This window comes from Fundicoccus sp. Sow4_H7, from assembly GCF_052115865.1.
Classification (GTDB): domain Bacteria; phylum Bacillota; class Bacilli; order Lactobacillales; family Aerococcaceae; genus Fundicoccus_A.
The window spans coordinates 94,409-118,413 of record NZ_JBQKME010000006.1; the positions used below are offsets into that span (position 1 = coordinate 94,409).

At 39.5% G+C, this 24,005-nt stretch carries 20 protein-coding genes; 19 read left to right on the forward strand and 1 reads right to left on the reverse strand.

Features of this window, described 5'->3' with window-relative positions:
• Nucleotides 1–49 precede the first annotated feature (49 nt).
• The 7 genes from ACTQ54_RS07490 to ACTQ54_RS07520 all read left to right on the forward strand — a co-directional run bounded on the left by ACTQ54_RS07490 (nt 50) and on the right by ACTQ54_RS07520 (nt 7,403).
• Nucleotides 50–832 (forward strand): hypothetical protein, encoded by a 783-nt coding sequence (locus ACTQ54_RS07490; RefSeq protein ID WP_441755584.1) that lies wholly within the window; start codon nt 50–52, stop codon nt 830–832.
• A complete protein-coding gene (locus tag ACTQ54_RS07495; protein WP_441755586.1) occupies nt 829–1,914 on the forward strand; it encodes a D-alanine--D-alanine ligase in 1,086 nt (361 codons plus the stop codon). Before ACTQ54_RS07490 ends, ACTQ54_RS07495 begins: the two co-directional genes overlap by 4 nt.
• A gap of 24 nt (nt 1,915–1,938) precedes the next feature.
• Nucleotides 1,939–3,342, forward strand: coding sequence for a UDP-N-acetylmuramoyl-tripeptide--D-alanyl-D-alanine ligase (locus tag ACTQ54_RS07500; protein ID WP_441755588.1), 1,404 nt, complete (start codon nt 1,939–1,941; stop codon nt 3,340–3,342).
• A gap of 194 nt (nt 3,343–3,536) precedes the next feature.
• On the forward strand, nt 3,537–5,054 hold the full coding sequence (locus ACTQ54_RS07505) for a DEAD/DEAH box helicase (RefSeq protein WP_441755590.1): 1,518 nt from the start codon (nt 3,537–3,539) through the stop codon (nt 5,052–5,054).
• 52 nt (nt 5,055–5,106) lie between these two features.
• A complete protein-coding gene (gene acpS / locus ACTQ54_RS07510; protein WP_441755592.1) occupies nt 5,107–5,508 on the forward strand; it encodes a holo-ACP synthase in 402 nt (133 codons plus the stop codon).
• 24 nt (nt 5,509–5,532) lie between these two features.
• Nucleotides 5,533–6,735, forward strand: a complete 1,203-nt coding sequence (gene alr / locus ACTQ54_RS07515) for an alanine racemase (RefSeq protein WP_441755594.1) — start codon at nt 5,533–5,535, stop codon at nt 6,733–6,735.
• Between the two features lie 44 nt (nt 6,736–6,779).
• A complete protein-coding gene (locus tag ACTQ54_RS07520) occupies nt 6,780–7,403 on the forward strand; it encodes an MBL fold metallo-hydrolase (RefSeq protein ID WP_441755595.1) in 624 nt (207 codons plus the stop codon).
• A 325-nt stretch (nt 7,404–7,728) separates the two neighbouring features.
• Here the strand turns inward: ACTQ54_RS07520 and cbpA are convergent, their stop codons facing one another.
• Nucleotides 7,729–8,376 carry a cyclic di-AMP binding protein CbpA gene (cbpA, locus tag ACTQ54_RS07525; RefSeq protein WP_441755597.1) on the reverse strand — a complete coding sequence of 216 codons (648 nt, stop codon included), beginning with the start codon at nt 8,374–8,376 and terminating at the stop codon, nt 7,729–7,731.
• Nucleotides 8,377–8,610: 234 nt separating this feature from the next.
• On the opposite strand from cbpA, the gene ACTQ54_RS07530 reads away from it, so the two are divergent.
• From ACTQ54_RS07530 to ACTQ54_RS07585, 12 genes are all read left to right on the forward strand, one after another.
• Nucleotides 8,611–10,020: a hemolysin family protein gene (locus ACTQ54_RS07530; RefSeq protein WP_441755599.1), complete on the forward strand. Its 1,410-nt coding sequence runs from the start codon at nt 8,611–8,613 to the stop codon at nt 10,018–10,020.
• Between the two features lie 129 nt (nt 10,021–10,149).
• Nucleotides 10,150–10,821, forward strand: coding sequence for an O-methyltransferase (locus ACTQ54_RS07535; RefSeq protein WP_441755601.1), 672 nt, complete (start codon nt 10,150–10,152; stop codon nt 10,819–10,821).
• Nucleotide 10,822: 1 nt separating this feature from the next.
• A complete protein-coding gene (locus ACTQ54_RS07540) occupies nt 10,823–11,656 on the forward strand; it encodes a Cof-type HAD-IIB family hydrolase (protein ID WP_441755603.1) in 834 nt (277 codons plus the stop codon).
• Between the two features lie 103 nt (nt 11,657–11,759).
• A complete protein-coding gene (locus ACTQ54_RS07545) occupies nt 11,760–13,151 on the forward strand; it encodes a L,D-transpeptidase family protein (protein WP_441755605.1) in 1,392 nt (463 codons plus the stop codon).
• 199 nt (nt 13,152–13,350) lie between these two features.
• Nucleotides 13,351–14,058, forward strand: coding sequence for a response regulator YycF (yycF, locus tag ACTQ54_RS07550; RefSeq protein WP_441755607.1), 708 nt, complete (start codon nt 13,351–13,353; stop codon nt 14,056–14,058).
• A gap of 6 nt (nt 14,059–14,064) precedes the next feature.
• Nucleotides 14,065–15,915, forward strand: coding sequence for a cell wall metabolism sensor histidine kinase WalK (gene walK / locus ACTQ54_RS07555; protein ID WP_441755609.1), 1,851 nt, complete (start codon nt 14,065–14,067; stop codon nt 15,913–15,915).
• Nucleotides 15,915–17,405: a two-component system activity regulator YycH gene (gene yycH, locus ACTQ54_RS07560; RefSeq protein WP_441755611.1), complete on the forward strand. Its 1,491-nt coding sequence runs from the start codon at nt 15,915–15,917 to the stop codon at nt 17,403–17,405. The genes walK and yycH overlap by 1 nt, the downstream gene beginning before the upstream one ends.
• Nucleotides 17,395–18,249: a two-component system regulatory protein YycI gene (gene yycI, locus ACTQ54_RS07565; RefSeq protein ID WP_441755612.1), complete on the forward strand. Its 855-nt coding sequence runs from the start codon at nt 17,395–17,397 to the stop codon at nt 18,247–18,249. Before yycH ends, yycI begins: the two co-directional genes overlap by 11 nt.
• 1,094 nt (nt 18,250–19,343) lie before the next feature.
• Nucleotides 19,344–20,114, forward strand: coding sequence for an ABC transporter ATP-binding protein (locus tag ACTQ54_RS07570; RefSeq protein WP_441755613.1), 771 nt, complete (start codon nt 19,344–19,346; stop codon nt 20,112–20,114).
• Nucleotides 20,104–22,224 (forward strand): ABC transporter permease, encoded by a 2,121-nt coding sequence (locus tag ACTQ54_RS07575; protein WP_441755614.1) that lies wholly within the window; start codon nt 20,104–20,106, stop codon nt 22,222–22,224. The genes ACTQ54_RS07570 and ACTQ54_RS07575 overlap by 11 nt, the downstream gene beginning before the upstream one ends.
• Nucleotides 22,225–22,255: 31 nt before the next feature.
• Complete coding sequence (locus ACTQ54_RS07580; protein ID WP_441755616.1) at nt 22,256–22,927, forward strand: response regulator transcription factor; 672 nt, start codon at nt 22,256–22,258, stop codon at nt 22,925–22,927.
• 22 nt (nt 22,928–22,949) lie between these two features.
• Nucleotides 22,950–23,960 (forward strand): sensor histidine kinase, encoded by a 1,011-nt coding sequence (locus ACTQ54_RS07585; RefSeq protein ID WP_441755677.1) that lies wholly within the window; start codon nt 22,950–22,952, stop codon nt 23,958–23,960.
• The last annotated feature ends 45 nt before the right edge of the window (nt 23,961–24,005 follow it).

Sequence of the window (24,005 nt, forward strand, 5' to 3'; positions counted from 1 at the left end):
CTGTATAAGTATAGTAAAATGTTGACTAATTAGGTAAAGGAGGGAAATGATGAGTCGCGTCAATTTGTATGTGCATTACGATCCGGTAATGAACTATATTAAGACACGTGGGATAGATTTAAAAATTGAAGATTTCAATAATCAGTATGTTCCTCATAATTTGATTCTCGCTGAAGCTCACTTACAATTTGGCCGATTCGATGCTCCAACAAACTTCAAAATTCTTCGCGGGCAACCGGAAGTGTTGCAATACCTTGAAACGGTAACCAAACAACAAATCCATTCGTCGAATTGGATTGATTTTGAAAGTATCGAGTTGATGCATCAGTTAACACCGAATGAGATCGCTGAAATCTTATATCTGTTTCATTCGGGCAATCCTTTGCGTTCTGCCTTCTTTTATAAGTTACAGAACAACTATGCATTTTTGACTTTGCCTAATGGGTTGAATAAAACCTACTATCGTTATGTCAGTCATTTTATTCCAAGATTACAGCGTGTATTAAATACCAAGATGGGTCAACTCATGAATGAAAATCGGAGTTTTCTTTTTGCGCGTCGGACAAAAGTTGCGCCGGTACCCCAAGCCATTGTTGATCAATTAGAGCATTACTTTTTATTTGGTTTGAAGTTTGATTTTGCTCGTGCCGAATTAATCAATAAGAATTGGCAAATCCCATTATTTATTATTGAGGATGAATTAACTTTGTTAACCTTGGCGCAAAAAATAGATGAGTCTATCGGAATGTTAAGTTATAATATAGAAGTGCAAGAATGGCATTTATCAATTAACGGTGAAAATGACGAAGAGAAGCTGGAGGAAACTCAATGAAAATAATCCTTTTATATGGTGGACAAAGTGCAGAGCATGACATTTCAATCTTGTCGGCACATACCATTTGTCAATTAATTATGTACGAGTATTATCAAGTCCAACCCATTTACTTAACAAAAGATGGCAGATGGTTAAAAGGGCCTTTATTAGAGCAATCCCCAACCAATGTTAACCAACTTCGGTTAGAAGAAGGTCAAGTAGCCAGCTGGGCACAATCAGATACAGAAACTTCGGTGGGTGTAGCCATTAATCCAGGGGAAATTCAAGAACCGGATGTCATTGTCTTTCCTGTCTTACATGGGCCAAATGGTGAAGATGGAACCATTCAAGGTTTCCTTGAAGTTTTAAACTTACCTTATGTTGGTGCGGGTGTTACAGCAAGTGCCAATGGGATGGATAAAATCATTTCAAAAAGCTTGTTTGATAAAATGGGCTTACCCCAAGTCCCTTATGTATCTTTTAATGCACTGGATTGGCGTACCGATAAAGATGATATTATTCAACGCTGTGAAGGCAGCTTGATTTACCCTCTATTTGTTAAACCGGCTAATATGGGATCAAGTGTGGGTATCAGCAAGGTTGAAAATGTTGAAGAATTGATTACTGCTGTTGAACTTGCTTTTCAATATGATCGTCGTATCGTAGTTGAACAAGGTATTTTAGCACAAGAGTGTGAAGTCGCTATTTTAGGTAATGATGATGCCCATGTCAGCGTGGTGGGACGACTCGTTAAAAAACAAGACTTCTACGATTATAATGAAAAATATATCAATAATACGGTGGAAATGGAAATTCCAGCGGAACTTCCAGAAGCTATTGTGGCGCGTATTCAAGAATATGCCCTTGAGGCTTACCGTGTGATTGATGGGCGTGGACTGAGCCGCGTAGACTTTTTTGTGACTAGCAACCATGATATTTATATTAACGAAATAAATACCATGCCAGGCTTCACAGCCTTTAGTATGTACCCATTACTATGGAAAGAAACAGGCTTAAATCAACGTGACCTGATTGAAGAATTATTACAATTAGCCCTGCGTTCACATGAAACCAAGCAAGCCCTTAAGCAAAATAACTAATATTTTACTAGAAGGAATCGATAAATGAAATCTCTTAATTTAATGGAAATCGTCAAAGCGGTTCATGCGATTGATTATACGACCTCTGATCGTCAGATGATGATTGAACAAATCGAATTTGATTCACGCAAAGTCGGACCGAACACCTTATTTATCCCCTTAACCGGTGGGACAACAGATGGTCACGATTATATTGATATGGCTATTGAACAAGGTGCAACAGCGACCCTTTGGTCACGCCCAGAAGTTGAAGCCCCTTCCGATAAGTTAGCCATCATTTTGGTAGATGATACCTTACAAGCCATGCAAGATTTAGCGCACTATTATCGAACATTAGTAAATCCTTTCGTTGTGGGAATTACCGGCAGTAATGGGAAAACAACGTCGAAAGACATGACGGCTATGGCGCTTTCTGCTAAATATAAAGTGCATAAAACACAAGGGAACTACAATAACGAAATTGGTTTACCATATACAATCTTATCCATGCCTGAAGATACACAGGTCCTCGTTTTAGAAATGGGTATGAGTCAACTTGGCGAAATTGAAAAACTCAGCAAAATCGCTGAACCTAATATCGCAGCCATTACTTTAATTGGCGAAAGTCATATGGAACATTTAGGCAGCCGTCAAGGGATTGCGCGAGCTAAATTAGAAATCCTTAAAGGGATGAAAGAGTATGGGATCTTTATTTTCCCAGCCAATGAACCTTTAATTAGTGATGAAATGCCTGAGATTAATTTCCCCATTTATATGCGGTCATTTGGTTTTGATAAAGATGACGATGTCTTTGCTTACGATATTGTTGAAGAGCACGATAAAACCCTATTTAAAACCAATGTGGACGAAAATGTTATTTGCATGATTCCAGTGATTGGTGCTTACAATGTATCTAACGCCCTAGTGGCTTTAAGTATTGCGGAAGTGCTGGATGTTCCAATGGAACAAGCCATTTTCCAACTGGCACAATTCAAATTAACCGCTAATCGCCTTGAATGGCTAAAAACATATCAAGGTGCCCGCCTACTAAACGATGCTTATAACGCGAGTCCGACGTCAATGCGTGCAGTTTTACAAACTTTGTCAACCGTTGAAATGGCCGATACCAACCGTAAAATTGCGGTTTTAGGCGACATTCGTGAATTAGGTGAAGGCAGCGAACAATTCCACCGCCAATTGTCAGAAGTGATTTCGCCAGATGCGATTGAAGAAGTCTTTCTTTTTGGTCCAAATATGCGTTATTTATATGAAGAACTCCAAAAAGAATATGCCAGTGACAAGTTATTTTATGAAGAAGACAGTCACGAGAACTTAATCGTGGCACTGAATGCGACGATCAAAGCTGATGATGTAGTGCTCGTCAAATCAAGTTTCGGCGTCGACTTACTTAAAGTCGTTACCGCCTTAACCGGAAACCAAACCAAATAAATATCTCTGCTATAAACACAGGGACGTATGTATGATAAAGATAGCTACTCGACTTCGTAATCAGTTAGGATTAGAGCCTTTAAAAGCCACCTTTAGTGATGCAATGCTCATTCAACTTATTATCAAGTTTAGTAGCTGTCTTTATTCTGATGTACAATGAAAAATAGAAGAAAACAAAGAAAAGGAAGAAACGATTGAAATTTAATGAATTAGCAATAAGCGAAAAACTACTCAGCTCTCTTAGCGAAATGGGATTTGAGGAACCAACTCCTATCCAACAACAAGCCATTCCATTAGCATTAGAAGGCAGAGACATCATTGGGCAAGCCCAAACAGGAACGGGCAAAACAGCCGCCTTTGGGATTCCAATGTTAAATAAATTAAACCCTAATCAAGAAGGTATTCAAGGTTTGGTGGTTGCGCCAACCCGTGAATTAGCCATTCAAGTTCAAGATGAACTATTTCGTCTAGGTAAAGGTCAACGTGCACGTGTCTATGTTGTTTACGGTGGTGCACCAATTGGTCAGCAAATTGAACGTATTAAGCGGAATAAGCCACAAATTGTTGTGGGAACACCTGGCCGTATTTTAGACTTAATCCGTCGTGGTGTGTTACGCTTAGGTGATTTAAGAACCTTAGTTTTAGACGAAGCGGATGAAATGTTAAATATGGGCTTTTATGAAGATGTGTTTGCGATTATTGAAGCAACACCAGCAAGTCGTCAAACATTACTATTCTCAGCCACCATGCCTCCAGCGATTCGTCAATTAAGCAACAAAATCTTAAAAGAACCTCAACACGTCAAAATTGAAGCCAAAGAAATGACGGCTGATTTAATCGATCAATATTTCGTGAAATGTCGTGATGATGAGAAATTCGATATTTTAACGCGCTTAATCGATGTGCAAGCTCCAACGCAAGCCATTATTTTCTGCCGGACTAAAAAACGTGTGGATGAAGTAGGTCGTGGTTTAAATTTACGTGGCTATAACACGGAATTAATCCATGGAGATATTACACAACAAAAACGAACAAGTGTGATAAACCAATTTAGACAAAACCAAATTGAAATCCTAGTAGCTACTGACGTAGCCGCCCGTGGTCTAGATATTTCAGGGGTAACGCATGTTTACAACTATGATATTCCTCAAGATCCTGAAAGTTATGTTCACCGTATCGGCCGTACAGGCCGTGCCGGTAATGAAGGTATGTCTACGACATTTGTAACAAGTAATGAGATGCCTTATTTACGTACCATTGAAACACTAATTCGTAAAGAAATGACACCATTACGTCCACCAACCGATCAAGAAGCTAAACAAGGCCAAGTGCAACAAATCATTGCTAGTTTAGATGATAAGATTAGTGGTCGCGAAGTTGATAGCTACATGAATGTTGCTAAAAACATGTTAGAACAATACAACCCAACCGAACTTGTTGCAGCATTATTAAGTGAAGTGATTGTGACTCACAATGATGTTGATGTCACCATCTCACCGCAAAAACCTTTACCAAATGCGAATAAAAAAGACAACCGTCGTCCAAGTTCTAAACGTTCTCGCGGTAGCCGTGATCGCAATCGTGAAGGCGGTAGCCGTAATTCTGGTTCTCGTAGCAAAGGTCAAGGCAACAGAAGTTCTAAATCTGGCGGTTCCCGTCAAGCCAATGCAAAAAGCAAAAACTTTAAAGTGCGCCAAAAAGGTAGAGGCTAAAAGCAAGCGTTTGGTTGCGATTGAGGTATTTATTTAAAGGGGTATTAAAAGAGTGCGTATCGGAACAGACATTATTGAGATTGATCGAATTGCGGGAGCTTATGAGCGGAATGAGCGTTTTGCTGCGAAGATTCTGACGGAAGAGGAATTGGAAATCTTCAATCAGTTAACAGGTAGGCGGCAAATGAGTTTTCTGGCAGGTCGCTTTAGTGCCAAAGAAGCATACAGTAAGGCTTTACGTACCGGCATTGGTAAACTTAAATTTACGGATATTTCAATTCTTGCCAGTGAAAATGGTGTGCCTTATTTAGATAAGGCGCCGCTGATTGAAGGGGTTGATTTATCCATCAGCCATAGTCGTGACAATGCGATTGCGACGGTTATTATCAACCTTGGCGATAATCAAATCGATCAAATGTTGGATTTGTTTTTTGAAAAGAAGACAGAAGGTTAACGAAGGACTTAGGAGGACGCCACAGTGATAGAACCTAGTGAACATCGCCCAACACAAGTCATCATTGATTTGGATGCGATTCGACACAATGTAAAAACAATGATTAGCATGAAAGAAGAAAGGCAGTTAGTTTTTGCGACTGTTAAAGCGAATGCCTATGGTCATGGGGATGTCGCGGTTGCTAAAGCTGCGCTTGAAGCAGGAGCAGATGGCTTGATGGTTGCAACCGTAGATGAAGGGATTAGCTTGCGTAAAGCAGGTTTAGATGCTGTCCCAATTATTGTTCTGGGGCTAACTGACCCACGTGGGATTGCTGAAATCTTAATGTATCAACTGACCATTACCGTCAGCAACAGCCAGTTTTTCCAACAAGCCTACGAACAGCTAAGTAAACACCAACTGCTCGATTTGCTGAATCGCTATCCATTGAACTACCATCTGGCCATCGACACCGGAATGGGCCGGATTGGTTTACGGACTCAAGAAGAAATTTTAGACTTTATCGATGCGATGGACGATTACAGCTGGACGCATTGGGAAGGGGTTTTTACTCACTTTGCAACCGCAGGTGGCGGACCTGAAGCCTATGTGGACGAACAATGGAAGCGATGGGAGCATTTATTAGAAGTGGTGCCTAAAGGTGTTTCCTTGAGGCATTATGCTAACTCTGCTATGGGGATTTGGTACCCTCAACAACCGACATCAGACATTATTCGCTTAGGCATCGTCATGTATGGGATGAATCCAAAAGACCAGATTCCAATGAATCAAGTCGATGCCAGTCAAATTGCAGGTGACTTAGCAACGATTGAGTCAAGTCCTTTTGTGCCAGCTCTCCAACTCGTATCAGAATTAATTTATGTGAAGAAAGTAGAAGCGGGTAGCAAAATTAGCTACGGTGCGACCTATACCGCTCAAACCGACGAATGGATTGGGACAGTTCCAATCGGATATGCGGACGGTTGGTTGCGTCATTATAAATCCATTGATGTGCTGGTGCATGGTCAAGCTAGCCCTGTCGCCGGCGTCATTAATATGGACCAAATGATGATTCGCCTGCCGGAAGAATTGCCGATAGGCACAACGGTGACCTTGATTGGCCGCGACGGTCAGCTGAATAACCATGCGTCACTCTTAGCCCAACAATTAAATACCATCAGCTACGAAATTTTCTGTAGTTTGGGTGAGCGTGTCCCACGCGTTTACCTTAATGAATCCCCCCAATAAATATCTCAGCTCTTAGAGCTGCCGAAAAAAGATTGGAGAAAAAAATGTTAATGGTAGAAAAAATGGTTGTCGGTATTGCCTCAGAAAATACCTATGCAATTGTGAATGAAGACAAAAAAGCATTAATTATCGATCCGGGTGCGGAAGCTGAAACATTAATTGATTGGATCAAGTCCAATGGTTGGCAACCGCAAGCGGTCTTGTTGACCCACTGCCACTACGATCATATTGGTGCTTTAGATGCCGTGCGTGAGGCCTTTGCCATTGAAGCTTATGTCCATCCGATTGAAGCATCCTTCATCATCGATTCGCAGAAAAACTTATCTTACTTTGTAGGCTCAGCCTTTATGCAACGGCCAGCTGAACACGAATGGGATAGCATGGGCGTCAAAACTGTAGGTGACTTTGAATTTAAAGTCACCTTTGTCCCTGGACATAGTCCCGGCCATGTGGTCTATATTTTCGAAGATGATGGATTTGTTATTTGTGGTGATACCATATTTGAGCAATCCATCGGGCGGACCGATTTACCAGGAGGAAGTCAAGCCTTGTTATTAACAGGCATTCAAAAGGAAATACTCAGCTTGCCAGAAAATTACCGATTATTCCCCGGCCACGGTTCTGCGACAACAATTGCCGCTGAAATAAAAACCAACCCCTATCTGTAAAGGATAGCGGTTGGTTTTTGACTCTGTGTATGGCTGAATCGGTATATTTCGGAGTTTATATGCCGAATGGGACGCTGAAACGGCACATAGCGGATTTTATATGCCGAATGGGACGCTGAAACGGCACATAACTCAAATTATATGCCGAATGACCATCTCACCACACGAAAGATTAAAATCAGATTAAAAAACCAGCAACAATCCGCGTACAAACAGTTATACTGCAAAATAAAAAAGTATAAGCATCTCAATGATTTCACTGAGGCACTTATACTCATTAAAAATTCAACTAAACAGAGCTAGCTAATATCAAATAATCTATCAACTATATCTTATTCGACTGTAAATCATAAAATTGATGGGCAATATCTTTACGGTTGAGATATTTAATTAATTGGTTCACTTGGATTTTATCCGTATCTTGAGGTAAGACAAAAATGGACATGGCATGTGTACGGTAATCGGTGCGCTCAAGAAACATCGATGACGAAATGTCGCTGTAACGGTTAATGATGCGGGACAGACGATTTAAATCGCCAGGTTTGCCCATCGAACGGACAAACAAAATATAGCCGGCTTGATTAATGGCCCAAGCCTGAGCGAGAAAGTCAATTAAATGATCATGAGGAATAATACCGACAAAAGCATTTTCTTCATTAACCACTGCCAAATAAGGCAAATCTTTCATCGCAAAAAAGAGCCGATAAAAATGATCATTTTGGCGAAAAACACGGGTGCTATTTTTAAGAAAACGTGTCACAGGAATCTTGCTAAGATCACTGTCTGGATTATGATATTTATATTGGTAAATGTGGTAACGATAAATGTTACCGCGGTACATGGTGTTCGTCTGGTCGAGGATCGGTGTGGATCGCAAATGATTATTTTCCAAAATTTCAATTGCCTCATCGCACATGGTAGTCTCTGACAAACAGTGGAGTTTATCTTTGTAAACGACTAAGTCATCAAACATTCTGTCAAAACCTTTCGTGAAATCTCTTGCGCTATCATATTAGCAAATTTTAGTAATTTTAGCAATTGTTTTCTAATGATATTTTAATCTTTTAATCTAAAAAATCTATTTTAAAGCCCTATAAAAAAATTAAATATCACTGCTATAAATATTGCTTTTTAGTTGATAATTATCTATAGTAATGATATACGTATTATTTTTACATTTTTTATACGAAGAAGGAGAGAAAAATTTATGGACCCCTCGGGGAATTCATTGTTTAGTCAATTATTAGTAATACTGGTATTAACCTTAATAAATGCTTTTTTTGCTGCCTCGGAGATCGCATTCGTATCTGTGAACCAACAAAAGATACAGCGTTTAGCCGAAGATGGTAACAAAAAAGCCAAGCGTGTGATGGAATTATTAGAGGATTCGGATGATTTCTTAGCTACGATTCAAGTTGCGATTACCTTAGCTGGATTTCTATCCAGTGCGGCTGCTGCTACCAGCTTTGCTTCACGCCTGGCTACTTGGTTTCCAAACTTTCCAGGAGTTGAGACAGCAGCTATAGTAGTGGTAACACTAATTCTTTCATATATAACACTTGTGTTTGGTGAGTTATTCCCTAAACAAATTGCTATGCAAATGCCGGAAACAATTGCCATGCAAACATCAGGGATTGTAAATGTGGTTCAAACCATTTTTAAACCTTTTGTTAAATTACTTTCTGCATCGACTGGCTTGTTACAACGGATTACACCCATCGATTTTTCTAAACAAGAAGAAAAATATACCCGTGACGAAATGAAAGGCATTTTGAATGCCAGCCGTCAAGAAGGTTCGATCGACTTAACCGAATTTACCATGCTACAAGGTGTTCTATCCTTAGATAGTAAAGTAGCGCGTGAAGTAATGGTCCCTCGTACTGATACCCAGATGGTTGACATTGAAGATGATTACGATGAAATTCTAGATACTATTTTAAGTAGTCCATATTCACGTATCCCTTTATATGAAAATGATAAGGATAATGTTATCGGAGTTATCCATATGAAAAACGTCTTAAAAGCCTCACGCCAAGTAGGTTTTGGACAAATTAACTTTCGTGAATTAGCAAGTGATCCATTATTTGTACCTTCAACGATTTTTGTTGACGACTTATTACTTGAATTTAAACGTGAGCAAACCCATATGGCCATCTTACGTGATGAGTATGGTGGTGTTGAGGGAATTGTAACCCTTGAAGACTTATTGGAAGAAATCGTTGGTGAGATCGAAGATGAGTCTGATATCAATACATCAAGTGATGTGCGTAAGATTGATGATCATAACTACTATATTAACGGTGGTCTACCAATCGATAAATTCAATACCTATTTCGATGAATCACTTCACTCAGAAGAAGTGGATACAATGGCCGGTATGATTATTTATGAAATTGGTTATGTTCCCGATGATGATGAAGTCGTTGTTTGTCGTGCGAATAAATGGATTTTAAAAACAACTGAAGTGGAAAATGGACGTATTCGTGGTATCCATATGATGCTTGACGAAGATTACACCATTGAAACGGAATATAATTTATACGATGATGAAGCCGCAGGCTATCATCCTGAACTGCATCGTGACCAAGACGATGAAGATGAAGACGATGAGGATTAAATTTAAGTTATTTATTTAGAATGTACCTTGAGTTGCATGGAAAGTTCGAAATAGGAGTCGCTAATGACTTCTTATCGGTCTATTCGTAAATGCAACTCATTTTTTGTAAAAAATTAAAGGAGTTTGTCTATGTTAAATGAAATGATGCATCGACCAGTTGTGATGCCAGAATTGGTTGAATATATGCGGACAGCCCAAGCAGGCTTTCCTGGGGGCGTAGGTGAGATTGAAAAATTTGCGAATGATAATGGTATCCCTATAATCCCTCATGAAACAGCGAAGTTTATAGATTTGTTCTGTGCGACCATTGAACCGCGTTATATTTTAGAAATTGGAACAGCGATAGGCTTTTCGGCCAGCTTGATGGCTCAGCATTTACAAACAGAGGGCCATTTGACCACGATTGACCGCTACCCTAAAATGTATGAACGTGCCCAAGAAAACTTTAAACGTCTGGGCATCGAAGATCGCGTGACGCTTTTAGAAGGGGATGCGGCTGACATTCTACCAACCCTCAAAGGCAGTTATGACTTGATTTTTATGGACAGTGCTAAAGCTAAATACATCGATTTTTATCCTGAATGCATGCGTCTTCTGCGCGTAGGTGGTGTTTTAATTATTGATGATGTTTTTCAAGGTGGCACAATTTTAGATGATGAGAAAGACAGACCGAAACGTGTCCGTAAAATTCACCGCAAGCTAAATCTCTTATTGGATACCGTTTTAAATGATCCCGATCACCGTTCGTGCTTAGTACCACTGGGAGACGGCTTAGTGATGGTTAGAAAGGAAAAGGAATAACATGGCAAATAACATTAAATTAATCGCAATCGATTTAGATGGAACATTATTAACAGACGATAAAACAATCCCTCAAGCAAATATTGCCGCGATTGAAGAAGCAATGGCACAAGATATTAAGGTTGTTATTTGTACAGGCCGGACGTGGCCGGGAGTTGAACGCTTTGTTGAACATCTGCCTTTTCCACATTCTAAAGATGAAGAATATTTAATTTCACAAAACGGAGCGGTGACTTATCGCTTGTCTGATTTAAAAATGATGCAAGAATATACCCTTGCAAGTTCAGCTATTCAACAATTAGTAGACTTCATACCAACTTATGAAACGGAAGGTGCCCGTCTTTTAGCCTTTGATCATGACAAAATGTATTTAATTGGGGGGCAAGAATCGACCGATTTAGTGATTGAAGATGCTAAAACACTAGCGACGGAAATAACCCATATAAGTTTTGAAGAATTTGTGAAGATTAAACGAATTTATAAAATGATGATCATGTCAGAGCAAACACTGTTAGACAAAATCCAATCCGAACTCCCAGAAAGCTTAGCCAGTAACAGTTCTGTCGTCCGCAGCCAACCGATTATTATCGAGTTTTTACCTAAAGATATTAACAAGGGAGTTGCCTTAAAAGCCCTATCCAACCAACTAAATATCTCTGCTGATAACATTATGGCGCTTGGAGATCAATTAAATGACTTTGAAATGCTAGAATATGTTGGTTTAGGCGTTAAGATGGGCAATGGTGTAGACGGGCTAGATGCTGTTGTAGACGCAACCACAGCGACTAATAATGAGGCTGGGGTAGCCCAAGCCATTAATAAATATATATTTTAATTTGCAAGCGAGATTTAACAATTTATTTATAGAATCTTCACAATTGTATGTTACAATATGTACTTGAATGAGGAAGAAAATAATTAAATGGTGGTGGACGTATATGAAAAAAACTTTCATAATTAGCTTAATAACGCTGATAATACTTGGAGTCGCATATAGTGCCGGAATAGGTTATTATGCAGAAAAGTTCCAAGCAAATACAACTTTTGGTTCAGTAGATATTAGTAACTTAACGTTACAAGAAGCTCAAGCTAAAATTGAAGAAGAGCTAAATAATGAAACTATAACAATAAAAGAAAATGGTCAAACTTTAGGAACTTTTACTGTTAGCGAATTAAATGGTCAACTTAATACAGAGGAAGTTTTAACTAGCACTTATAATTCACAAAACCCAACCGAATGGTTAGGTGGATATTTTTCAAGTGTTGAGTATGATCATGCATTAATGGATAATTTAGAAATTAATGACGAAGATTTAACAGCTGTTTTAGCTGAGATTGGCTTAACTAACTCAGATCGCGAAGCAGCAACGAATGCTTACATTGATTACCAAGACGGTCGTGGCTATTTCGTTCAAGACGCTTCTAATGGAACGCAATTAGACCTCGATGAAGTTAAAGAATTAATTGTAACAGGCTTACAAGACGGAACTGAAGAAGTTGAAATCAATCAAACTTACTTAGAACCTGAAGTAACCGCTGAAAGTGAAGAAATTCAATCTTTAATGAATCGTATTGAGGAATTAACAAGCACAAAAATTACCTTAGATATTGCAGGTAACCAAGTGACGATTCCGCAAGAAAAAATTGAAGAATGGTTATACTTTGATAGTGAAAACAATCCAGTATTTGACCAAAATCTAATTTATGAATATTTAGGAACCTTAAATGACCAATATGCAACTTATAATTCATATCGCTCATTTAACAGTACATTACAAGGTGAAGTAACTGTAGATCCAGGTACATTAGGTTGGTCAATTTACCGTGATGAAGAAGCGGCACAAATTGCTGCAGACTTATTAGCAGGTGAAGATATTACACGTCAACCAATTATCCAAGGGACAGGTTATAATTCTAACGGTGACGACATTGGTGGAACTTATGTTGAAGTAGACTTAGCCAACCAAATGATGTACTACTACCGTGATGGTGTAAAGATGTTAGAAACAGCTATTGTAAGTGGTATGGGGAATAACCATGCGGTTCCAACCCCTACGATTGCTGGAGCGTATTCTATTTGGAATAAAGAAAGAGATGCCACTCTAGTAGGAATTAACCAACAAAGAGGTAACGACTATGAACAACCTGTAAGTTATTGGTTACCTTTTGACGATACTGGTCAAGGTATTCACGATGCTAACTGGCAAGCTAACTTTGGTGGCGATATTTACCAATATGCTGGTTCGCAAGGATGTATTAACACCCCTCCTGGAATGATGGCTCAATTATTTGAATTAGTTGAGGTTGGAACACCTGTTATCATATTTTAATCATTAAAATAAGCTATAGTAAACAGAGGCAAGTGATGTCAGATTCGTACATCCTACCTCTGTTTTTATATTAATGAAGCAATAAGATATATTAAAATTAATGGTGATAGTTTTGACTAATTGCTTGTAATCGCTATAATAAAAGAGTGAGTGAGAATTTTTCAAAATAAATAAGTATGACACTAAGAGGAGTGAGAAAATGAAAAAGATTTTAGTAGTCGATGATGAAAAGCCGATTTCCGATATTATCGAATTTAACCTAAAAAATGAAGGTTACGAAGTAGTGAAAGTATACGATGGTGATGAAGCCGTTGAAATGTTTAAAAAAGAAGATCCTGATCTCGTTATCTTGGATTTAATGTTACCAGGAAAAGATGGCTTAGAAGTTTGCCGTGAAATTCGTAAAGACAGTGCTGTGCCCATTATTATGTTAACAGCTAAAGATTCAGAAATTGATAAAGTATTAGGTTTAGAACTAGGTGCCGATGACTATGTCACCAAGCCATTTTCTAACCGTGAGTTAATTGCGCGTGTAAAAGCCAATTTAAGACGTAATGCTTTTCGCGATTATGAACAAGACAATGCTGAGAAGAATAATGATATTGCTGTAGGAGAATTAATTGTTCACCAAGATGCCTATATCATTTCAAAACGTGGCCAAGAAATTGAACTTACTCATCGTGAATTTGAATTACTACATTATTTAGCTAAACATATTGGTCAAGTGATGACACGCGAACATTTACTTGAAACCGTATGGGGATATGATTATTTTGGTGATGTTCGTACGGTGGATGTGACGATCCGTCGTTTACGTGAAAAAATTGAAGATTCACCGAGTCATCCAACCTATATTGTAACGCGCCGAGGCGTAGGATACTTTCTAAAAAACCCAGAACAGGATTAAGAGAAGATGAAGCGTCCCTTTTCTATATTTCAGTCAATCTACATTAAAATTCCACTATTATTTATTTTTATCTTAATGATTGCTTTTCAGTTTATTGCTGTTTTCTTTGTGGACCAATTAGAAACGCAAACAGCCAATAACTACAAAGAAACCGTTAATACACAAGTGGATTTGTTAATGAATAATGTCCGACCGATTCTAAGTGATACCACTCTGTCGAATGATGATCGTTATTCGAGAATGAATCAGGTCTTGGACTCTTTTCAACAATCGAATGCTGTTTATCAAGTGATCAATCCGCAAAGTTATGTGATTGCCACAAATGAGACCAATGTGGCCAATGCGGTTGGTCGACGGATGAATAGCAATGAGATTAACCAAGTTTTTTTAAATCAACGTTCATACGTTGCAGAATTGTATAACCCCATTTCAGGTATCCAACAATATACCGTCATACAGCCAGTGATTTCATTGGATAATAATCAACTGCTCGGGGTTATTCATGCTGTAGCGGATATGACACAAATATATGAACAGACAGGTGATATTATGGTCGTCTTCATCCAATCAGCTGTCTTTTCTGTCTTGCTTACTTTTATTGTTTCAATCGTTCTTTCACAAGGTTTAACGCGGCCGATTGAAAATATTCGCCAGCAGGCAATCCGTATTTCTGAAGGTAACTATGATTACCCAGCAACGGTTTATGGCCAAGATGAGCTTGGAGAATTAGCCATGACCATCAATGATGTGGCGGTCAAAGTTAAAGAAGCCCAAGAATTAACCGAGTCGGAAAGACAGCGTTTGGATGGTGTTTTACGCCATATGACGGATGGGGTGTTGGCAACAGACCGTCGCGGTAATATTATTTTAGTAAATAACCGTGCGCTTTCTTTACTCAATGTCCCACATCAAAAAGCCATTGGGATCTCGATTTTAAGTTTATTGGATATTACCAATCAGGTTACCTTAGAAACCTTACTAACAAGCGACCAAGAAGTATTAATGAACCGCAGTGATGGTAAGATTCAAACCATTTTAAAAGCAGAGTTCTCATTAATCCGCCGAGATACTGGTTTTGTTACAGGTCTAGTTTGTGTGCTTACCGATGTGACAGAACAAGAAAAAACGGAACAAGAGCGACGCGATTTCGTCTCCAATGTTTCGCATGAATTAAGAACCCCATTAACGTCGATTAAAAGTTACTCCGAAGCCCTTTCAGATGGGGCATGGGAAGATCCAGTCATTGCACCTCAATTTATTGAAGTAATCCAATCTGAAACGAACCGTATGATTCGGATGATTGGGAACCTACTGGACTTATCGAAACTTGATGGTGGTCAAATTAAACCTGAAATGGAATTATTAGATTATAAACGCGTCATGAATCATATTATTGACCGCTTTGAATTTATGTTGAAAAGTGGAAAAACTTCAAAAGGCTTCGTGATTAATCGTGAGTTTACCACTTCAGATATTTATATTGAAATGGACCAAGACCGAATGACGCAAGTAATTGATAACTTGATTAACAATGCGATTAAATATTCGCCGGCAGGCGGGGAGATATTTATTAGTATTCAAGAATCCCATAATAAGGTGACAACGATTGTGCGTGACCAAGGGCTTGGGATTCCGCAAAAGGACTTGCCGCATTTGTTTGAGCGTTTTTATCGGGTTGATAAGGCCAGATCACGTGATCAAGGTGGGACGGGTCTTGGTTTAGCGATTTCTAAAGAAGTGATTGAGTTGCATGGTGGAAAAATTTGGGTGGAGAGTCGTGAAGGTTACGGTTCTTCGTTTATCTTTGAATTACCTTACGAAATCTTTGAAATCATAGACGAGGGGTGGGATGACTAATGAAAAAACTACCTTGGATGTCGATTATCTTAGCCATTGTCATTGCGGCCAGTTTATTTCTAACCTATTTCCTTATTTTTGATGCCATTCCTTTTTACCAGTTGTTTATGGATACGCGTGTAGAAGAAACCACCCAAATTGTGGGTGAGGATAATTACACCAGTGATTTTTATGACAATAATACGCGTACGAGTTTGACCAATACTTTATATCCTACGAAAGTTGTCATTAATGAAACCGAGGAAGTCTATGTGGTACATGATGTGGACTTGATTAGTTCGTTAGTTGCGCAAATGCGTTCGAATCAATTGGTTGTTTCTGAGAGTGTAGTTGTAGAAGATTCGGATTTATTTTACCAGCATCTAAATGAAAATCATGTCCAGTTTGTTTTTGCCAATGATTTTCCCATTGTTACGATGGATCATTATTTAGAAATTCAAGATAACCAACAACCGGCGTATACCTTTGATAGAATCGTGGTTCCCTTCGGAAAAAGTAATCAGGCTTTCTTGATGAACAGTAGCCAGCAGTCCTTTTTGGAGGTGGAAGTTGCGAATTACTTTGCGCTTAATCTCCACGAACTTGCGCAAGAGTCAAGAAATCTATGGATGCAGGCAGACCGATTCCCTATTGCCAATGAAGAATTTGTCTATTTACCACTTAATGGTTTAACTTTAGATATGGAAGAGTATTTATTACAAGTCATCCCAGAAACCATCTATACTGATTTGGTTTTTGGAGACCATAATACACGCTTTATTCGTTTATCCCCTTCCAATTCGCAAACAGTCAGTACCTATCAAAGTTTAGATACTGTCTTAACCTTCGATACGGTTACGCAAACCTTTAATATTGAGTACACAACCCCAGAAGATCAAGTAAGGATGAATTTTGATCAACGCATTCGCTTAGGGTTAAACCTCGTGTCAGACTTTGACTTTTGGGAAGAAGGGATTCGTTATAGCGATCAAGTAGGGGACATGATTATTTTCCGCCGTTACCTAAATGGGCTACCGATTTATTTTCAAAACCGCATTACACCTTATGGTAGCACGATTATTTATTTAGAAAATAGTAACAATGACTTAAATAACAACAGTGTGGTCGCTCGCCTTCAAAGTTCGGCTGTTCGTTTGTTGGCTAAAATTGACGACCAATCAGAAGCGGTCCAATTGGAAACCGCAGAAGAAATGGTCGGTGTTTTAAACCAACAAGGCCTCAGCTTTAGAGACTTCTCAAATGTGACCCTAGGTTACCAGTGGTTGCCAGAAATGGAGAATATGTCAAAAGTGAACTTTATGCCTGCTTGGTTTTTTAATTACCAAGGCACTTATTACTCACTGGAACAAATTAGTAATGGTGTCATTAATCAATTGATGGAAGAAGCCGAAGAAGGTGCAGCCGAAACAGAATCCGATGATGAAGTCAGTTGGCTAGACCAAAGCGCTACTTACCGATTGGCGCAAGGAGGTGCATTAAATGGACTATAAACGAATTCAGATTTTGTTAATTGTTTTCTTTTTCGTTTTTGATATTTATTTAGTGTATCAATTGTTGGCGCAGGTGGATTTTGGCAGTCAGCATTCGGTCAACAACCAAGAATTTGTGACCATTGAAGAGCGTTTGGATAGCCGTGGCATCACTTTGAATCAAGAATTGTCGACTGAAATCGAAAGTTTGCCTTTAATAAAGGCTGACTACAATACCGTCTTACGCGACAATGTGAATCAATTAGTCAATCAAATTACGACGGTTTCTGACAACGGTGTGCTAGAAAGTACTTTCGTCGAACCCATTAACTTGGAAGGTCTAATTACAGCCGATACCGCTGGCCTTTCGGTCGACCAAGCCCGTTATTTGATGGACAACTATTTGTCGCAAGATGAATTTTTTATCAATGGGGAAGAATACCGCCAATGGTGGTATGTCCCTTCAAACCGTATAATCGTTTTTTGGATGAGTGCCTATGATGGAGCCCCTATTGTTGATGGTTCTGCCGAAATCCGTATTTCGCTGGATGAAGACTACAACTTGCAAAGCTATCGTCAAACCTATGTGAATGACCTGGTTCCGATCAGCGAGGACAGTCCGTTTCAACTGATTTCCCAAGAAAATTCCTTGGAAGTCCTAGACAACCGCCTCCAAACCTTCATTCCGTCAAACGCTTATGTCGTCCACATTACCTTGAGTTACGCCCAATATTCCGGCTTAAATGACTACCAAATCTTTTCGCCCGTTTGGAATGTGGTCTACTCTTACAGCGACGGCCAAGTCGGGTCTATGCTAGTCGACGCCATGCGAGGTGAAGTCCTCGTCCGTCGAGCCACCAATTAAATATCACTGCATGAAGCACAAGCAAGGCTGGTTATCTCTAGTCTTACTTGTGCTTTTTAGGTGGGATTGGGAGAAGGTGGAGTAAACAGACGATTGTGCCCTAGTATCTAGTCTAGTCCATATAATTGTGTAAATTGGATAAGTTGCGGTTCTGATGTAAAAATGTCTATTATGTGTCAGAATAGATCTGGATCAGACGCAACCTAGCCTGTTATCCGTCAGATTGCCCTAGATTAGACGAAAAGCTGCCTGTTATTCGTCAGATTAGCCATAGATCAGACGAAAGCTGCCTGTTATTCGTCAGATTGGCCCTGGATTAGACGAAACCTAGCTTATTATTCGTCAGATCAGCCTTGAATCAGACGAAACCTAGCTTATTATTCGTCAGATCAGTCTTGGATTAGACGAAAAGCTGCCTGTTGTTCGTCAGATCAGCCATGAATCAGACGAAAAGCTGCCTGTTATCCGTCAGATTGGCCTTGGATCAGACGAAAAGCTGCCTGTTATCCGTCAGATTAGCCATAGATCAGACGAAAGCTGCCTGTTATTCGTCAGATTGGCCCTAGATCAGACGCAACCTAGCCTGTTACTCGTCAGATTGGCCCTGGAACAGACGCAACCTAGCCTGTTATTCGTCAGATTGGCCCTGGATTAGACGCAACCTAGCTTACTATTCGTCAGATCAGCCTTGAATCAGACGCAACCTAGCCTGTTATTTGTCAGATCAGCCTTGGATCAGACGAAATCTAGCTTATTGTTCGTCAGATCAGCCTTGGATCAGACGCAACCTAGCCTGTTATTCGTCAGATTGGCCCTGGATCAGACGAAAAGCTGCCTGCTATTCGTCAGATTGGCCTGGATTAGACGCAACCTAGCCTGTTATTCGTCGGATTAGGCCCTAAATAGACGATTTCGGCCTACTATTCCGTCTATTTAGCCACTAAACAAACCAATCCCCATCTAATAACCATCTAATTCCCATCGAGTCAACATCCCACCTGAACAATTAGGCTCCCAAGACAAGCTGACAAAATTTGTTCGTGTTCATTTGCAGATATTTATTTTAAAGTAGAAGTATAAGGGAGTGGATGCAAGTGAAGCGCATATTAGAAATTAAAGATTTGGAGAAAATATATAATCAGGCTGGGACACCGACGGCGGCTTTGGCTGGGATTAGTTTTGATGTGTTGGATGGTGAATTTTTGGGGATAATGGGACCGAGTGGATCGGGGAAGTCGACTTTGTTGAATTGTATCGCGACGACTATCAGGCCAACAGCGGGACAAATCTTTTTAAATGGGGAAAATATTAGTAATTTCAGCCGGGGTGATTTAGCTGATTTTCGTGGTAATCAGATTGGTTATCTTTTTCAGGCGTTTGAATTATTAGATAATTTGACGGCGCGGGAGAATATTATGTTACCTTTGTCGATTCATGGGCGTTCGGTCAAAGAGCAAAAGGAGCAAGTGGAAGCTATTGCGGAATATTTTGATGTGCAAGACGTGCTTGAGCAGTTTCCAAGCCAATTGTCAGGTGGGCAAAAGCAACGGGTGGCGGCCGCGCGGAGTTTAATTATGAATCCGTCGATTATCTTAGCGGATGAGCCGACAGGAGCATTGGATTCTCGGTCTGCGAAAAACTTAATGGAAAAATTAAACGGTATTAACCAACAAATGCAACGTACCATTTTGATGGTGACCCATGATGCGAATGCAGCCTCTTATTGTTCTAGGATATTATTTATTCAGGATGGGGTTATTTTTCATGAATTGCGCCGTAAAGCAGACGAAAGAAAAGATGCTTTTTATCAGCGGATTTTGCAAGTCGTCTCTCAGTTAGGAGGAGGAAGTGCCAATGTTCTTTAAGCTTATTGTTCGACAAGCACAACGGGCGCGTCAGGAAAATGGGATTTATTTTTTAACGTTGGTGACGGCGGTCGCGGCATTTTATATTATCTTATCCTTAGAAAACCAAGCGGTCTTTCGTTTTTTACGTGGCTTTGAAAATGCTGCTCTTGATAAGATGTTGTCATACTTGCCTTTATTGTATATTTTTACATTATTCCTGCTTTTTATTTTAGTCTTATTTGCTAATAGCTATCAAATTGACCGACGCAGTCGGGAGTTTGGGGTGTATTTATTATTAGGGATGAGACATGGTCGTTTGTGGTTGATGTTATGGGCGGAAGCCCTAATCACCACTACTTTCACTTTAATCGCTGGTATTGCTGCTGGTTTGTTATTATCTGAGTTAATCAGTTTAGTAACAGCACGTTTAATTGGGCAAGGGATTATTGGGCATCAATTTAGTTTTTCGCTAGAAGCGTCGCTTTATACTTTAGTGGGATATGTGGGCATCCAGCTGCTTGCCTTATTTTTCTCAACCATTCGCATTTTCCGTCCCGAAGTGAAAAAACTACTGGACGGACAAGTAACCGCTAAGCAGAAAACACGGTCAAAACAAACGAACATTATCTTTTTTATTTCTGGTTGCATCATATTACTCACTACTTACTGGTTTGCGATTGTTGGCTTTGAAGAAGCCAGTTTTACTAAGCTGGCAGTAGCCATGCCACTTGGAATAATCGGGACAATCGCTGTGATTCGTGGGGCAGCAGCTTTATTAAACCGCCAATCCACCAGGTCGAGCAACAACACAACGCAAGGACTGGAGATATTTACTCGAAGGCAAATTCAAGAGGGAATTACAGCGCGGTCCACTAATATTGCGGCGGCTTCTTTGTTATTGATGGTGGCGATGGTTAGTTTGAGTGAGGGGGCTTCGATTATTATTTCTGCTTCGGATAATCTGAACTTACCTTCAGCGGTCTATGATTTTACAGTTGTAGCTTATGACCAAGAAGAAAATGCTGAAATCAAAAATGTTCTAACACAAGCGGAAAGTGATGGGAAATTAGTGCATCTTAATCCTTTAGTAGAAGCTCACACTTCAGCAGAATTTGATTTCACACCCTTTAAGGAATGTCTAATTGCCGGTCTTCCAAGGGATTTACAAGCCAGATACAGTCACCCCTCACTGAATATTTCACTGTCTCCTGACCAATTACCCAAGGAATATGTTTTGAACTTAATTCGAAGAGACGAATTGGGAGTACGCTTGATTCCTATCTCGGCCTATAATCGTCTCTTACAAGCGGCTGGTGAACAAACCATTACACTTGCTGAAAATCAAATGATTTATTATACTCATCCCTCCATTCAAAACGAGCAACTTAACCAAGAGCTTGAAGAAGCTCAACATGAAGACATAACTTTACTATATTTTGATGGACGCCCTATCGAAATTATGCCACATGCACTTCAAAAAGACTTAGTGACTGATATTGCGATTGTAAGCTTCACTGCTTTAATCGTGAATGATCAAATATTTGAACGTTACACAGAAGCTGATCTTCGTTCTATCTATTGGAATTTCAAATTACCTGAAGCGGTCATTGACGATAAAGGCCTAATGCTTGCGTCAGAAGAGATGAGTATGATGCTTTCAGAACATAACTTTGCCTTTGAAAGCTTTCTTAATACATTTGGCCGTCAATTATTTTATATCGCATCCGGTAGCTTTATTTTTGTTTATCTAGCCGTGGTCTTTTTAATCATTGCCTGTACCGTAATCGGCTTGCAGTTTCTGACCCAACTCAAACAAAATAACCGCCGCTACCAAACCCTCCTCTTTTTAGGAGCTAAACCAAAACAAATCAATCACTCGGTGCGCCAACAAGTGAAGTGGACCTTTCTAACCCCCTTAATCCCAGCGATTATCAGCGCAGCCGTTGCTATCCGATCCATGAATCAGTTGTTTAGTTTGGAAGTCGACTTTGTCACAATTAACTGGCAATCCTACATGATTATTGTTACCATGGTTTTAATCTTACTCGGCATCTTGTTCGGCTACGCCTACCTTATTTATCGCGCCTCCAAACAAGACGTCCAAAAACAACTGTATCAAACCCACTAATAAATATCCCTGCAATAAAGGAGGGACTGCCTTGACAACCATTATCATTGTAGAAGATGATGCCATGTTACAACAAGAGCTCGTCTATATGCTTGAAAAAGCCGACTATCAGACGATTGCTATTAAACAATTTGATGAACAAATAGTAGAAACGATTAAAAGTCATCAAGCTGATTTATTACTCTTAGATTTAAATTTACCTGGTCAATCTGGCTTTGAAATATGTAAACAATTAACCGCTACAACCAATATGCCAATCCTTATTTTAACATCGCGAGACCTATTAAAAGACGAATTACGCGCACTTGAATTAGGTGCAGATGATTACATAACAAAGCCCGTTCAAAAAGAAAAATTACTAGCACGGATTCAAAGTATTTTAAGACGGACGATTGCTTTTACTCATCTCATTAAAATCGGACCTTTGCAACTGGACCAACAAACCTACAGCTTATATGTAGGCAATCAAATTAAAGTCCTCACGCAAAACGAAGGCAAGTTACTACAAGCGTTAATGCAAGCCTATCCGAACAGTGTCACCAAAGAAGAACTAACGACTTTGGTCTGGGGGACCAATGAATATATTGACGATAATACCTTACAAGTTAATATTGGAAGGCTAAGAAAAAATTTACAGGAATTAGGTCTTGACCAAGCGGTGAAAACAATTCGAGGACAAGGCTATCAATTAATGATTGAATAGAATAGGTTGGTTATTGTTAGAAATGAAATATTTATGGCAAGCAATTAAAGAAGCAAGATATTGGTTGATTACATATGTTGCCTTAGTTCTATGTTTTAGTCTTTTCACTTGGCTAATGGATCTTGAGGCTTGGACATCCGTTCAATTTATTATCATCGCCCTTCCGATCCCATTGGCTTTCATCCCCATCATGCTAAATGCTCAAAAATACCGCCAACTAGATGAAGCGGCACAAGCATTTTGGCAGGAACAAAACGACTACAACGAAAGACAATGGTTAAACGAATTACCTTTAGCTGCACAAGACCAGCTAAAGGTTCTTTTGGCGTCCTTAAAGCAAAAAGACGATCAACTCAACCAACAAAACATCGAATTGAAGCAATACAAAAATTATATTGAAGAATGGGTCCATGAAATCAAAAAGCCACTCGCCCTTATTTCGTTAGTGATCGAAAATCGTTCGGATCAAATGTCGCCTATCGTACTCGAGCGAATGGTCCATGCTCGCAATCAAATTAAAAACCATGTCGACCAAATATTATATTACGCCCGCATGAACTCATCCCACCGCGATTACCGCTTCGAAACTTTGGAATTAACATCTGTCATCCATTTAGCCTTGGCTGAAAATGCCTCTATTTTACAAGAAACAGCCTTCAAATCAACTATCCAAGGGCAGGCGGCAAGAGTGGTCTCTGATAAAAAAAGCCTGATATTTATTTTGAGCCAGCTCATTAACAACAGCGTCAAATACGTTCACACTGAACCAAAAGAACTAATCTTCACCCTCAACCAAATAAATACCACTGCTACACTTAGAATCGAAGACAATGGTCCCGGTGTAGAAAAAGAAGATTTGCCCTTTATCTTTGACCAAGCTTTTACGGGACACGGGTCTAGTTCAACAGGCATGGGCTTGCATTTAGTCAAACAACTAGCGGAAGATTTAGCGATTAAGCTAACAGCTGAATCGATAGAGGGAAAGGGCTTAGCAATCATTCTATCCTTTCCGCTTCATGAAGAACACTTATGACCCAATCGAAATGTTTCAGTATATAGATATGAATCGATCCGAAAA